Raw genomic sequence first — 12274 nt, forward strand, 5'->3', positions numbered from 1 at the left:
AAAGCCCGCCAATTGGCGGGCTTTTCGCGTTTGGGTGAACCGACTGGGTTACTCCTGGGCTTTGTTGACCAGTTTTTTACCCCGGCCCACGCGCAAGACCTTCGACACAGTATTGCGCAGCCGATTGTCCACGATGCCCAGCAAACGCCGGCCGGGTTCTTCGGGGCGTCCGCTGAATGACGTCACATGAAAGTAATCATGATCATCTGGGGACGTTGCCGAAAAGTAGTAGTTGGATACGCAGCATCGCGGCGTTTCAGCGCGAACACCGCTCACGGAGTGCCACGAGTATTTATTCGTATCCATCACCACCAGCCGGTTGAACTGGGAAACGATTGTTTTCTGTTTCTTGACCTTCGAATCCCACAGCTCAAAATTCCCGCCGTTTTCAAGTGCCCAGTTTGGCGACACGTAGTAGAGCAGGTTCAGGCGGCGATACAGGTTGCGTGCGCCGTCGTGGCTATTGTCGATATGCGGGTTAAGAAAGTCGTCTTTAAACATCATCGACAGGCCACCAGCGTAAAGGCTCGGGTCTGGCACGATGTCTTCCATTCCAACCAGCTGCGCTACCTTGGTCACAACCGATTCGTGCTGCATCGCGTAGGTGATAGCGCTGAGGATCTGCGGATAGTCGGCCAGATCCGTGAGCGTTTTTTTCTTCTCGCGGAAAGATTGGCGGTCGAAGAACCCGTCAGCATTGCGTGGAAACGCATCGTAGATGTTCTGGGCCATCTCGGCTGTGAGTAGGCCGTCGACGACGAAGTGGCGCGTGTGGGTGCCCTCCGGGTTATTCCATTGGTGTTGAATATCGGCGCCGAGCTCGTCAAGTCGGTTGACGATCAGCGCTGCGATTTGGGTGACTTCCATTTGAGATCCTTGGCCTGGTGGCATTTCGCGACCAGCATTCTCCCCGAAACGAATCGCTGTATCAAAGTCGAAAACATTTCGTTACCCCTCACGACACCACCACGATTGTGCGTAGGCGCAACCATCGATGTATTCAATGCCGCTCAAAACAAAACCTTGTACTGACATTCCGGCAAGAGTGGCATCCATCAATGGCGGCAACGCATCCGGATCTAGCGGCATGCCCACTACAGCACGGGCGACGTTCGTTGCCCGGCCGAGTTCTTGACTGACAGTCGAACTCACCATCACGTTGACCCTGGTCGCGCGATAGCGGAGCCGTTCTTTGACTGTGAGAGCAACACCGCGTACTCGCATCGGGGTGACCAATAGATACATGGTCGCCCCTTATTCATCGCACTTGATGTCGAGCATCGATTCCACAGCGAAGGCCAGCGCCGCGTCCGCGAATTCCAACAAGTCGCTGAGGTCATCGGCATCGATCAACTGTTCCTGGTGCAATGCCCTGGCTTGCCTGAGCAGCGCCTTGTGGTGCGCACCCGGCATAGCCAGCAATGCCACTTCATCGCGCAGCATTGTTTGCCAATGCATCAACGCCGAAGACTTCGCCGTATCCATTCCACCGTAACCACTGTTCACGCGTCACCCCTGCACAATCAAACTAACTGTATGCATGAACAGTATATCGATTCGGTTTTTCGTTCGCACTGAAAGGCCGACTGATGGCAAGGACGCAAGCATTTCGAAAAATCCCTTCGTTAAAAAAAAATCTCAAGAAAAAGCACTTATCCCCCTCCCGCCGACGGGCTTTGCGTCCGTTTTTTGTGCAAATCCGGATGTAGTGCAAACGAGCCTGCAGCCCAGGCGGGCCGTGGGGGTCTGCGGGCGATCGGCAATTTCACAAAGTGCAAAGTTTTGAAAGGAAATGCAGTGCGGTCGCACAGCGGTGCAAGCGGCGGTCACGGAGGGGGTATCGCTGGAGTGCCCGGTTTCATTGGGCGAAAAGTTTGAAAACGTGGGTTTCGGTGTGTTTTCAAAAATGCGATCGATCAGTTTCGGCAGGTTCAAGGCAGTGTCAGCGAGCCCGGGCAATACAGCTGAAACGCCCGCGAGCCGAGCGCTGCAGCCCGATCCTGGTCGCGCCAGGGCTGTCACACAACTGCACTCGATTTCGACCTGGTGAGCAGGCCAGATCCGGTATCGGAAAATGGAGCCAATGAGTCTGCGGCCCTGTTTTTTCAGGCTGTCACATGGCCATTTCCAGTTGAGGGCTGGGGAAAAGGTAATTTTGGGAATTTAGTGGCGAGAGGGTGCTGTAAGCCTTGTGCGACGTGGCTTTGAGCGATTACCGAAGAAGGTAATTTAGGGTAATTGAAAAGGTAATATTTTCTTAAAGCCCTGATTTTAAAGGCTTTTGTGCGGTTAGGATCTAACCAAGGTAAAAGGTAATCTGATTACTAAATAATTACCCTATTATTACCTTTAAGATATTTGTCTAACTCATTGATTTAAAAGGCTTTGGTGCTGCCTTTAAAAACGAATTACCAAAATTACCTTTTCCCCATGGGTCAACATAAACCGGGGACTTGACGTATGCGGGGGGCGTTCCGAGGCGCGTGCTCGCAACCTGCTGCAAAGCCGCTTGTTACGTCGCTTGTTACGTCTGAGGCAAAAAACAAGGGCCTGCATCGCTGCAAGCCCTTGATTTATATGGTGCCGGCACCAGGAGTCGAACCCGGGACCTACTGATTACAAGTCAGTTGCTCTACCAACTGAGCTATACCGGCGTGTGGGCGACGATTATAGCCATTGGGAAAATTCTGTAAACCCCTGAATTCAGACTATTTTTGCACAGGCTCAAATTCAGGCCCGGCGCAGGACTTTGCGCAGTTTCTGGATGGCGCGCCAGGCGCGGTTGTTCTGGATGGCGCGCAGTTGGGCTTCGGCGTGTTCGGCGCGTTGTGTGGCGGCGCTGATCTGCTCCAGGGCGGCGGCTTCGTTGGGGCTGACGGGGTGGGCGAAGGGGTGGCCGAGGCAGAGCTGGAAGTTGTCGAGCTGGCAGGGTGGCATCTCGAATGCCGGTTTCAGGTTGATGTGTTCATTGGCCAGGAAGTAGCTGTTGAGACCGTCGAAGCAGACGTTTTGGTAGCCGGCGTCGGTGACCAGGTGTTCCCAGGTGTGATCGCGCTCGAACGGGGTTTCGATGAGGATGATCCACGGGCGGAAGCGGCTGAAATCCATGCCGCGCAGCACGGTTTCTTCGTGGCCTTCGACGTCGATTTTCAGAAAGTGGATTGGGCGCTCGCTGGCGTGTTCTTCGCAGATCGAGGTCAGGGTACGGGCCTTGACGGTCAGGCTGCGGACGTCGAGGCCAAGGTCGCGGCGCTCCTGAGCCACGACCGGGTCGGCAGTGGACAGGCCGGTGCCGGGAATGCCGTAGAACGTGACTTCGCCGGGCTGATCGCTGGCGATGCATTGCAGCGTGGTGTCGCGGGGGCGCTGTTGGCGGAGGGCGTCGTGAAAGTTTTGCATCGGCTCGACATTGATGCCGCTCCAGCCGCGATCGTAAAAGGCTTTGGTAACCGAATCGTGAATCGGATCGTTGGCGCCGACATCGATATAGAAGCCGTTTTCGAAGAATTTGAGTGCCCGCCACAAGCGGATGTCTTCGAAATTCTGTGCGTAAGAAATGAACGTCACGGTGGCTTCCTGTCGGTCAGATTTTTCTTTTTCGAGTGTGCGCTACCTGCACGGCGTAAACCTGTATAGCAAGGGTAGATAGGGGGCGCAATTGTGCATTGCACAGGTCCGCAATTCGGCGGTTATGTCCTTTTGCTTGGAGGCTTATGCACAACGGGCTGGCCTATAAGCGCACTCAAGGCGAATTTTGTGAACGCATTCTCATTTGTCTCGCAAATCCCTGTTTTACTGGTTTTTTATTCATGTGAACAAAAAATGACCAGTACTGTTAATGGCGTGAAACAGGCGTGGATATTGGATCCAGGATAATTTCATCAACAGAGTTATCCACAGGCTGTAAAGATTTAAACGCGTTCGGCCACCAGCAAAAAATTGCGCGGAGTGAGATGGGCGTCGCAGAAGGTCCCAAGCCGTACGTCATATCCCTGTTCGGCGAGGAAAAGCGCCCGATCCAGGTTCAGCCAAAGCTCTAACGGCCGTCGGAATAATCCGCGCAGCAGTTCCAGGTTGCGAACTTCGGCTAATCGCTGCCAACCGGCGGTTTCGAGAGCCAGCCAATTTTGCTCGCCGATTGTGGATAACTCTTTAAGCGCGCCCAAGTCGCGACAGTAATCGGCAAAGGGTTTTTCCAGCCAGGCGCTGGGGAGGGAAGGCGTTGGCAGGTATTCATCGACGCCACGTACTTTGCGTTGCAACGAATCGAAGGCAAGGCGCCGGGCCATGGAGGTGTCGCGCTGACGTCGGATGCGGGCACCTGCGGTGACCGTTTCACTCATCGGCAGCGCCAGATCTTCCCGCGACAGCTGTAAGACGGATTCTGCACCGGCCGAGGAAAGCGCCTGATATTGAGTGAGACTGATCCGGTTGTAACAGCACGGTGCAAGCGCCAGTTGTCGGCAACCGGCGGCGCTGGCCAGTTGCATCAGCCGCACATGCAGATCGCCACAGGCGTGCAGGGCGACGGGCGTGTGCTTGGCGCTCAACAGTGCAGCGGCTTCAGCAGTCAGAACATCCTGCTCTACGTGCAATGCGTGCAGATGATGACGCTGGCTCAACGCCTGACCGCTGGCGACCAGCGCCGGGTCGTATTCCACGCAGGTGAGTTGTTGTCCGCGGCTCAACAGGCGTCGGCCCAAGTGACCTTTGCCCGAGCACCAATCCAGCCAGTGCTGCGGCGTTGAGCTAAACGACAGGCACCCTGCGAACGCTTCGATCTGCTGCAACTTGCGCCCCGGCACATCGACGTTCAAGCGATGACCTGCCGCCTCGAGCGCATGTGTCGGCAATTCCCCAACTGCGCTCAGCTCAAGTGACAGCGCGGCTAACGTTGCGAATGGCTCCGGCGCATCAACAAGATCGGCAGGCTGGTTATGCGCACTTTCCGCGTTCTCCAGCGATCGCCCACGTAGCCACGCAGACAGTTCGGGGTAGGAGATTTCCCAGGGAAGCGCAAGATGAGTGAACGGTCGAGGCTTCCACAATGCTTGATGCATTGTGAGAAACGCGTCCAGCGCGGTGAAGCGGGCGAGTAGTTCCTCGCCCGTCAGCACGTGGGAATAATCAACGCCCCTGGCAGGCATCAACGCGCAGCCAGCGTTCCAGCAGTTTGAAACCGCGAACCAGCACGTAGGACATCAGCAGATAGAACACGCCGGCAGCGAAGAAAATCTCCACCGGCAGGTAGGTGCGGGCAATGATCGTGCGGGCCATGCCGGTCAGTTCGAGCAAGGTCACGGTGCTGGCCAGGGCGCTGGCCTTGAGCATCAGGATCACTTCATTGCTGTAGGCCGGCAGGCCAATGCGCGCTGCGCGCGGCAGGATAATGTAGAACAGCGCTTTGGGCCGGGACATGCCCAGAGCCCGCGCCGCTTCGATCTCGCCCGGCGGAATCGCCTGGATCGCCCCGCGCAGGATTTCAGCAATGTACGCCGCCGTGTGCAAGGTCATGGTCGCGGTGGCGCACCAGAACGGATCGCGCAGGTACGGCCACATCGAGCTGTTACGCACCGCGTCGAACTGCGCCAGTCCGTAATAGACCAGGAACAATTGCACCAGCAACGGCGTGCCACGGAAAAAGAAGATGTAGGCGTAGGGAAAAGCGCGCACGTACCAAAGTTTCGAAGAACGGGCGATGCCCAGCGGAATCGCCAGCAGCAGTCCGGCGATCACGGCGATGGCCACCAGCTCCAGGGTCAGGGTCGCACCCTGCGCAAGTTTCGGCAGCCATTTGATGATGACTTCCCAATTCATTAAGCGCTCCTCGCGAAGCCACGGGCGGCGCGTTTTTCCAGGAAGTGCATGCCGGTCATCGCCAGCACCGTCAGGCCCAAGTACATGAATGCGGCGACCATATAGAAGGTGAACGGCTGCTTGGACACGGTCACGCCGATTTGCGCGTGCCGCATGATCTCTTCCAGGCCGATCACCGACACCAGCGCGGTGTCTTTCATCAGGATCATGAACAGATTCCCGAGGCCGGGCAGGGCGATTCGCCACATTTGCGGCATGATCAGACGCGTGAAAATCCGCACTTTCGACATGCCCAACGCGACGCCAGCCTCACGGTGGCCTTTGGGAATGGCGAGGATAGCGCCACGAAACACTTCCGTAGCGTAGGCGCCGAAACACAGGCCGAGTGCAATCACACCGGCGGCGAAGGCGTTGAGTTCCAGATCGGGGTTGCCGAAGAACTCACCGAGGGCGCGCATCAGGTTGACCGTACCGAAGTAGATCAACAGCACCCAGAGCAATTCCGGGATGCCGCGCACCAGAGTCGAATAGGTTCCGCCAAGCCATTGCAGCGGCTTGTACGGGGAAGTCTTGGCCAAGGCACCGAGCAGACCGAGCACCAGCCCCAGGCACAGGGCCGTGAGTGCCAGTTTGACGGTCATCAGCGCGCCAGCGGCAAGCGCCGGGCCGAATCCGTAGAGGTCGATAATCATGGATTTCTTTTCAAATCGCGGCAGGCAAGGCCGGGGATCGACGCCGCGAAAGTGCGGCGTCGATCCGGCAGGTCAGGATCAGTAGATGCTGAACGGGAAGTACTTGTCGTTGATCTTTTTGTAAGTGCCGTCTTCAACGATTTCTTTCAGCGCAAGGTTCAGACGCGCGCGAATCGGGTCGCCTTTTCGTACAGCGATACCGATCTTGTCGCTTTCTTCAACCGGGTCGCCCTTGAACTCGTAAGGCTTGCCGGCTTCGCTTTTCAGCCACTCGTAGTTGACGTATTTGTCAGCGAGGATGCCGTCCAGACGACCGGAAGTCAGGTCGAGGTAAGCGTTTTCCTGGGTGTCGTAGAGTTTGACTTCGACGCCTTCCATGTTGTCTTCCATCCAGGTGCCGGCGAGGGTCGCACGTTGTGCGCCGATCACTTTGCCTTGCAGGGAAGCCTTGTCGGTTTTGAAGTCTTTATCTTTTGGTCCGATGAATTGCAGCTTGTTCGAATAGTACGGGTCGGTGAAGTCCACTGCGCCTTTGCGCTCGTCGGTGATCGACATCGAGGAGATCAGGAAGTCGAACTTCTTGGCGTTCAGGGCCGGGATGATGCCGTCCCAGTCGGAAGTGACCACGGTGCATTCGACTTTCATCTTGGCGCACAGGGCATCGCCGATGTCTTTGTCGAAGCCGACGACGTTGCCGCTGGCGTCTTTGTTGTTGAACGGCGGGTAAGCCGCTTCGATGCCCATCTTCAGGGTCTCGGCCATGGCACCGGCGCTGAACGCGAGGGTGACGGCGGCGGCCAGGAAGACCTTTTTATAGTTCTGCATGTGGGTAGCTCCGTTAGCGGTTGCTGGACATGAATTGTTTGCAGCGCGCCGAAAGCGGGTTATCGAACACCTGCTGTGGCGATCCTTGCTCTTCTACCAGGCCCTGGTGAAGGAACACCACTTCGCTGGAGACCTGACGGGCGAAGCCCATTTCATGGGTCACGAGCAGCATGGTGCGGCCTTCTTCGGCCAATGCGCGGATGACATTAAGTACTTCCTGGACCATTTCCGGGTCAAGGGCGGATGTCGGTTCGTCGAACAGAATCACCTTCGGTTGCATCGCCAACGTGCGGGCAATTGCCGCGCGCTGTTGCTGGCCGCCGGACAATTGCGCCGGGTAAGCATGGCGCTTGTCGGCGATGCCGACCTTGGCCAGCAGCGCTTCAGCCACTTCGATGGCCTCGGCCTTGCTCTGGCCGAGCACGCGGCGCGGCGCTTCGATGATGTTGTCGAGCACGCTCATGTGCGGCCACAGATTAAAGTTTTGAAACACAAAACCAATCTCGGAGCGCAGGCGATTGATCTGTTTGCCGTCGGCGGCAACCAGTTCTCCATTTTTGGCGGGCTTGAGCTTGAGTTCTTCCCCGGCAACCAGAATCTGGCCCTGATGCGGGTTTTCCAACAGATTGATGCAACGCAGGAACGTGGACTTGCCGGAACCGGAGGAACCCAGGATCGAGATCACGTCGCCGTCGCGGGCGGTCAGCGAGATGCCTTTGAGCACCTCAAGCTTGCCGTAGCGTTTGTGCAAGTTGCGGATTTCAAGCGCGGGCGTGGCCTCAGCCATGTGCGTTCCTCATATATGTTGCGCTCCTGCTGTTGGTTGGCCTTCCTGGCGAGGCGGCCAAGCTAGCATAGCGTTTCAATGGCAGCCAACAGCGCTGGGCGCGGTAAACGGATGGCGTGTGGCAGGTTGTCGCATCGGCGCAGAAGACTGTCGCCCCATCAACAACCGAACGGGTGTTTGAACGTGCAAAGCCTAGGGTGCCGGGTAAAAAAAGGCGCGATGTTGCCACCTTTGGCGGGGTGTTGGAAGCGCTAACCGGCCGATCGTTCCGGATTCGCCCTTTTATTGTGCATCCCACACTTTTTGCGTGTGTTTCTGGTGCGGTGATTCGTTTAAAAAGTGAGTCGCAGGGTAACGCTCTGGCGAATAGCCATTAATCTCAATGACTTGCGATGACTGTCCGGTCGCGCGCGAAGCCGCGGCACGCGGGAGTTTGAAACATTTTGGCGCAAATATTGCGTGCAGAATAAGGAACGCCCCGTTGGTTTCTTTTTACGAGAAGGAAAACCAGGCGGGCCGGACTGAATCGCTTTCCTCGCAAAGGTAGTTTCGATGAGCAGTACTCAAAGCTCCAACGGCCTCGAACAGGGGCTCAAACCGCGTCATGTGACCATGCTGTCGATCGCCGGGGTGATCGGTGCAGGTCTGTTCGTAGGCTCCGGCCACGCCATCGCCGCTGCAGGCCCGGCCGTGTTGCTGGCCTACGCCGCTGCCGGCATGTTGGTGGTCCTTGTGATGCGCATGCTCGGTGAAATGGCCGTCGCCTCGCCGGACACCGGCTCGTTCTCGACTTACGCCGACCGCGCCATCGGCCATTGGGCCGGTTTCACTATTGGCTGGTTGTACTGGTGGTTCTGGGTTCTGGTCATCCCCTTGGAGGCCAACGCGGCCGCAACCATCCTGCACGCGTGGTTTCCGGATGTGGGCATCTGGGCCTTTGCTCTGGTGATTACCATGCTGCTGACGGTGACGAACCTGTTCAGCGTGAAGAATTACGGTGAGTTCGAATTCTGGTTTGCCCTGATCAAAGTGTTGGCGATCATCGGATTCATCGGGCTGGGTCTCGCTGCGATCTTTGGCTATCTGCCGAACAGCCAGGTCAGCGGTGTTTCGCACCTGTTCGACACTCAAGGCTTCCTGCCAAACGGCATGGGCGCGGTGTTGGGGGCGATTCTGACCACCATGTTCTCGTTCATGGGTACCGAGATCGTGACCATCGCGGCTGCCGAATCGAAGAACCCGGGCAAGCAGATTTCCAAGGCCACCAACTCGGTGATCTGGCGGATCGGCTTGTTCTATCTCGTGTCGATCTTCATCGTTGTGGCCTTGGTGCCGTGGAATGATCCTGCATTGGCCAGCCTTGGTTCCTACCAGACGGTGCTTGAACGTATGGGCATTCCCAACGCGAAGATGATCGTCGACATCGTGGTGCTGGTCGCGGTCACCAGCTGCCTGAACTCGGCGCTCTACACCTCGTCGCGCATGCTGTTCTCGCTGGGTAAACGCGGTGATGCACCGGCCGTGGCCACCCGCACCAACAAGAGCGGCACGCCGTACTGGGCAGTCATGCTCTCCACCGGCGCGGCGTTCCTGGCAACTTTCGCCAACTACGTGGCTCCGGCTGCGGTCTTCGAATTCCTGCTGGCCAGCTCCGGCGCCATCGCGCTGCTGGTGTACCTGGTGATCGCGATTTCGCAACTGCGCATGCGCAAACAACGCATGGCGCGCGGCGAGAAAATCGTCTTCAGCATGTGGCTGTTTCCGGGCCTGACCTACGCGGTGATCGTGTTCATCGTCGCGGCCCTGACCATCATGCTGTTCCAGGACGCGCACCGCGTGGAAATCCTCGCGACCGGCTTGCTGAGCCTGCTGGTGGTGGCTACCGGTCTGCTGGTAGCGCGTCGGCGCAAGATCGAGAAGCGTGGCGCTGTGGTGCTGAATTGATCGGTAACGCGTAATGCAAAACGGCCGCTGTCAGTGATGACGAGCGGCCGTTTTTGTTTGCATATGGCGATTCACGCGGGATGCACCCAATCCTCTACGCGTAAACCCGGGACGCGTTCAAACTCCCGCACATTATTCGTAACGATGATGAACCCTCGCGAGCGAGCATGTCCGGCAATCATTTGATCGTAAGGGCCGATGGGAGTGCCTGCCTTGGCGAGTTCGGATCGAATCATCCCCGTGTGGGCCGCTGCCTCTTCGTCAAATGACATGATGTCGAGTCTTGCAGCGAAGCCTTCTATAATTGCGAGGTTTTTTTCAGGAGCTGCGGATTTTTCCGCGCCATAGATCAGCTCCATCAACGTCACTGTGCTTATGCACAATTGGCCATGATGACGATTGAACGCTTCGCGCACGACTTCTGGTTTGTTCTTGATAGTGAAGATGCAGATATTCGTATCGAGCATGAATTTAATCATCAGAAAGACTCGCGCTCCTGATCAGCAGGCTGTTCGCGATCGGTCATAAAGTCTCCAGTGACGGCGTCTCCATCGAACCAGCTGTCCCAGCTTTCCCCGGCCGGTGTGATGATGCGAGCTCTGCCGATCGCGACAACATTCACTCGTTTCACGTCGCTTGGCATCGCTACAGCTTTTGGAAGGCGTACAGCCTGGCTTCTATTACTCATAAAAATGGTGGTTTGTTCCATGTGAACCTCCTTCACTTTTGCAATGGAGCATGTCCAGAGCATAGGTTTAATGAGGGATATGTCAATGGGATATACGTGGTGCTCGACGAACTGCTACTTCAGAGCCACTTACAAAAACGGCCGCTGTCAGTGATGACGAGCGGCCGTTTTTGTTTGCGAGCGCTGTTTACTCGCTCTTGTCTTCCTGCGCTTCGACCGACTTCCCGTAAGCATCCAGCGCAATTCCGAAATCGGTGATGAACTGCGGCTCACTCAGCCAGGCTTGAGCGGCTTCGATAGTCATGCCGTCGGCCCACATGCGGTAGTCGATCAGCATGTCGGCGGCCAGGTGGGTGGCGGCCATGCCTTCGTTGTCGGCGTTTTCCATGTCCAGCAGATCAGGATGATCAATGATGATGAACGCCAGTTCCCGGAGCAGCGTCAGCAGCATTTCGTTGCGGCTGACCGCTTCGGCGTCGCGCATTTTGCTGAACATCGCCAGGGTGTAATCCGGGATCGGTTCGGCGAGGTGGCCGAGGTCTTCGTCCTGATCCAGCGGTTTGCGTCCGACCATGCGGATTTGCTTGGCTTTGGCCTTGGCGCGTTTGGCGCGTTTCTGTTGCTTGTTCAGGGATGCCATGGGAGCTCAATCTTTCTGTTGGGTTTGTGCGGCGATCGCGTCGGACGCCGCCACATAGTCAGCCTGGAAGGCCGGGGATTCGATCCACGCCAGCGCGCCGGCCTCGTCGGTTTCGGTGGACCACTGGCGATACTCGATCAGCGCGGCGAGGATAAAGTCCATCGCACCTTCTTCGCCTTCCTGTTCGTACACCAGCTCAAGCAACGGGTCTTCGAGGAACGCGCGGCACAACGCCTGCTGGCTGATCTTCTCGGCGTCGATCATCTTCTTGAACAGCTCGGTCAGATCCACCGATTCGAAGTCGATGCGATCATCGTTCGGGTCCAGCTCGACCGGCGCCTCGGTGCGTTTGGTGCGGTTCTGCTTGGCCTTGGTCTTGGCCCGGGCGGCGCGTTTTTGCTGCTTGTTGGCGGAGGCCATGAGTGCTGTTCCGTGATGCGTTAAAGGGGTTGGCTGCGCGGGACTTGCCGCCCGGGTGTGTCGGGGGCCAGCTGACCGGTCTGCAGCCAGGTCAGAGCGATGGGCCATAGTGTGGCTTGGTATGCGCCGCGAAAAAAGGCGAAATGTCCGACTTGTTGTTCGCCGATGTCCTCGGGGTGGATTCGCAAGTGGGTCTTTTGCGCGTTGTTGAAGTACGCCAGCAGTCTCTAGATCGCTGGAGTCGTGCCGTAGGGATCGTCACTGATGCTGATCGCCAACGTCTGTGCGTGGACGTTGGCGAACGGCAGTCGGCCGTTTTCCGCGATCATCTTGCGACCGCTCGCTCGATGCTCGGCGCGTAGTCGCGCCAGTAAGCGAAGTGCGCACCGACCGTCACCAGTCGTCGGCTCAAATGCCCGGAAGCGCCCAGTCCGGCCGCCTTGCGTTCTCTTGGGCGTCCT

At 57.3% G+C, this 12274-nt stretch carries 14 protein-coding genes, 1 tRNA gene and 1 pseudogene; 1 reads left to right on the forward strand and 15 read right to left on the reverse strand.

From position 1 onward, the window contains the following. Window positions 1-48 precede the first annotated feature (48 nt). The 10 genes from ACP7EE_RS01105 to ACP7EE_RS01150 form a co-directional block, all read right to left on the reverse strand. Window positions 49-867, reverse strand: a complete 819-nt coding sequence (locus ACP7EE_RS01105; RefSeq protein ID WP_426232947.1) for a 2OG-Fe(II) oxygenase — start codon at window positions 865-867, stop codon at window positions 49-51. Window positions 868-948: 81 nt separating this feature from the next. Next, complete coding sequence (locus ACP7EE_RS01110) at window positions 949-1245, reverse strand: hypothetical protein (RefSeq protein WP_426232949.1); 297 nt, start codon at window positions 1243-1245, stop codon at window positions 949-951. Between the two features lie 9 nt (window positions 1246-1254). Further along, window positions 1255-1506 (reverse strand): hypothetical protein, encoded by a 252-nt coding sequence (locus ACP7EE_RS01115; protein ID WP_426232951.1) that lies wholly within the window; start codon window positions 1504-1506, stop codon window positions 1255-1257. A gap of 1072 nt (window positions 1507-2578) precedes the next feature. Next, a tRNA-Thr gene (locus ACP7EE_RS01120) sits at window positions 2579-2654 on the reverse strand. 76 nt (window positions 2655-2730) lie between these two features. Continuing rightward, window positions 2731-3567 carry an FkbM family methyltransferase gene (locus ACP7EE_RS01125; RefSeq protein ID WP_426232953.1) on the reverse strand — a complete coding sequence of 279 codons (837 nt, stop codon included), beginning with the start codon at window positions 3565-3567 and terminating at the stop codon, window positions 2731-2733. Between the two features lie 344 nt (window positions 3568-3911). Further along, on the reverse strand, window positions 3912-5147 hold the full coding sequence (locus ACP7EE_RS01130) for a methyltransferase (protein WP_426232955.1): 1236 nt from the start codon (window positions 5145-5147) through the stop codon (window positions 3912-3914). Next, window positions 5128-5817: an ABC transporter permease gene (locus tag ACP7EE_RS01135; RefSeq protein ID WP_426201918.1), complete on the reverse strand. Its 690-nt coding sequence runs from the start codon at window positions 5815-5817 to the stop codon at window positions 5128-5130. The genes ACP7EE_RS01130 and ACP7EE_RS01135 overlap by 20 nt, the downstream gene beginning before the upstream one ends. Beyond that, window positions 5817-6509 (reverse strand): ABC transporter permease, encoded by a 693-nt coding sequence (locus ACP7EE_RS01140; protein ID WP_420646810.1) that lies wholly within the window; start codon window positions 6507-6509, stop codon window positions 5817-5819. Before ACP7EE_RS01140 ends, ACP7EE_RS01135 begins: the two co-directional genes overlap by 1 nt. A gap of 78 nt (window positions 6510-6587) precedes the next feature. After that, a complete protein-coding gene (locus ACP7EE_RS01145; RefSeq protein WP_426232958.1) occupies window positions 6588-7334 on the reverse strand; it encodes an ABC transporter substrate-binding protein in 747 nt (248 codons plus the stop codon). Between the two features lie 13 nt (window positions 7335-7347). Then, a complete protein-coding gene (locus ACP7EE_RS01150; protein WP_420646812.1) occupies window positions 7348-8121 on the reverse strand; it encodes an ABC transporter ATP-binding protein in 774 nt (257 codons plus the stop codon). A gap of 552 nt (window positions 8122-8673) precedes the next feature. On the opposite strand from ACP7EE_RS01150, the gene gabP reads away from it, so the two are divergent. Then, window positions 8674-10065, forward strand: coding sequence for a GABA permease (gene gabP, locus ACP7EE_RS01155; RefSeq protein WP_420646813.1), 1392 nt, complete (start codon window positions 8674-8676; stop codon window positions 10063-10065). Between the two features lie 71 nt (window positions 10066-10136). Here gabP and vapC read toward each other — a convergent pair whose 3' ends face one another. From vapC to ACP7EE_RS01180, 5 genes and pseudogenes are all read right to left on the reverse strand, one after another. Further along, window positions 10137-10544, reverse strand: a complete 408-nt coding sequence (gene vapC / locus ACP7EE_RS01160; RefSeq protein ID WP_426201915.1) for a type II toxin-antitoxin system tRNA(fMet)-specific endonuclease VapC — start codon at window positions 10542-10544, stop codon at window positions 10137-10139. Continuing rightward, the gene (gene vapB / locus ACP7EE_RS01165; RefSeq protein ID WP_426201913.1) at window positions 10544-10774 is read right to left on the reverse strand and encodes a type II toxin-antitoxin system VapB family antitoxin; all 231 of its coding nucleotides are present in this window, start codon (window positions 10772-10774) and stop codon (window positions 10544-10546) included. Before vapB ends, vapC begins: the two co-directional genes overlap by 1 nt. A gap of 166 nt (window positions 10775-10940) precedes the next feature. Beyond that, window positions 10941-11393 (reverse strand): hypothetical protein, encoded by a 453-nt coding sequence (locus ACP7EE_RS01170; RefSeq protein ID WP_426201912.1) that lies wholly within the window; start codon window positions 11391-11393, stop codon window positions 10941-10943. Between the two features lie 6 nt (window positions 11394-11399). After that, on the reverse strand, window positions 11400-11813 hold the full coding sequence (locus ACP7EE_RS01175) for a hypothetical protein (protein WP_426201911.1): 414 nt from the start codon (window positions 11811-11813) through the stop codon (window positions 11400-11402). A gap of 20 nt (window positions 11814-11833) precedes the next feature. Continuing rightward, window positions 11834-12252, reverse strand: a pseudogene (locus ACP7EE_RS01180) (alpha/beta hydrolase); the annotation flags it as partial. Window positions 12253-12274: the final 22 nt, after the last annotated feature.

It is taken from the genome of Pseudomonas sp. TWP3-2 (assembly GCF_049897765.1).
Taxonomy (GTDB): domain Bacteria; phylum Pseudomonadota; class Gammaproteobacteria; order Pseudomonadales; family Pseudomonadaceae; genus Aquipseudomonas.

Excerpts from the sequence above, each read along its gene's own strand:
- ACP7EE_RS01145 (WP_426232958.1), bottom strand. The coding sequence starts at position 7,334 with ATGCAGAACTATAAAAAGGTCTTCCTGGCCGCCGCCGTCACCCTCGCG.
- vapC (WP_426201915.1), bottom strand. The coding sequence starts at position 10,544 with ATGATTAAATTCATGCTCGATACGAATATCTGCATCTTCACTATCAAG.
- ACP7EE_RS01110 (WP_426232949.1), bottom strand. The coding sequence starts at position 1,245 with ATGTATCTATTGGTCACCCCGATGCGAGTACGCGGTGTTGCTCTCACA.
- ACP7EE_RS01105 (WP_426232947.1), bottom strand. The coding sequence starts at position 867 with ATGGAAGTCACCCAAATCGCAGCGCTGATCGTCAACCGACTTGACGAG.
- ACP7EE_RS01175 (WP_426201911.1), bottom strand. The coding sequence starts at position 11,813 with ATGGCCTCCGCCAACAAGCAGCAAAAACGCGCCGCCCGGGCCAAGACC.
- ACP7EE_RS01140 (WP_420646810.1), bottom strand. The coding sequence starts at position 6,509 with ATGATTATCGACCTCTACGGATTCGGCCCGGCGCTTGCCGCTGGCGCG.
- ACP7EE_RS01170 (WP_426201912.1), bottom strand. The coding sequence starts at position 11,393 with ATGGCATCCCTGAACAAGCAACAGAAACGCGCCAAACGCGCCAAGGCC.
- ACP7EE_RS01135 (WP_426201918.1), bottom strand. The coding sequence starts at position 5,817 with ATGAATTGGGAAGTCATCATCAAATGGCTGCCGAAACTTGCGCAGGGT.
- ACP7EE_RS01150 (WP_420646812.1), bottom strand. The coding sequence starts at position 8,121 with ATGGCTGAGGCCACGCCCGCGCTTGAAATCCGCAACTTGCACAAACGC.
- vapB (WP_426201913.1), bottom strand. The coding sequence starts at position 10,774 with ATGGAACAAACCACCATTTTTATGAGTAATAGAAGCCAGGCTGTACGC.
- ACP7EE_RS01130 (WP_426232955.1), bottom strand. The coding sequence starts at position 5,147 with ATGCCTGCCAGGGGCGTTGATTATTCCCACGTGCTGACGGGCGAGGAA.
- gabP (WP_420646813.1), top strand. The coding sequence starts at position 8,674 with ATGAGCAGTACTCAAAGCTCCAACGGCCTCGAACAGGGGCTCAAACCG.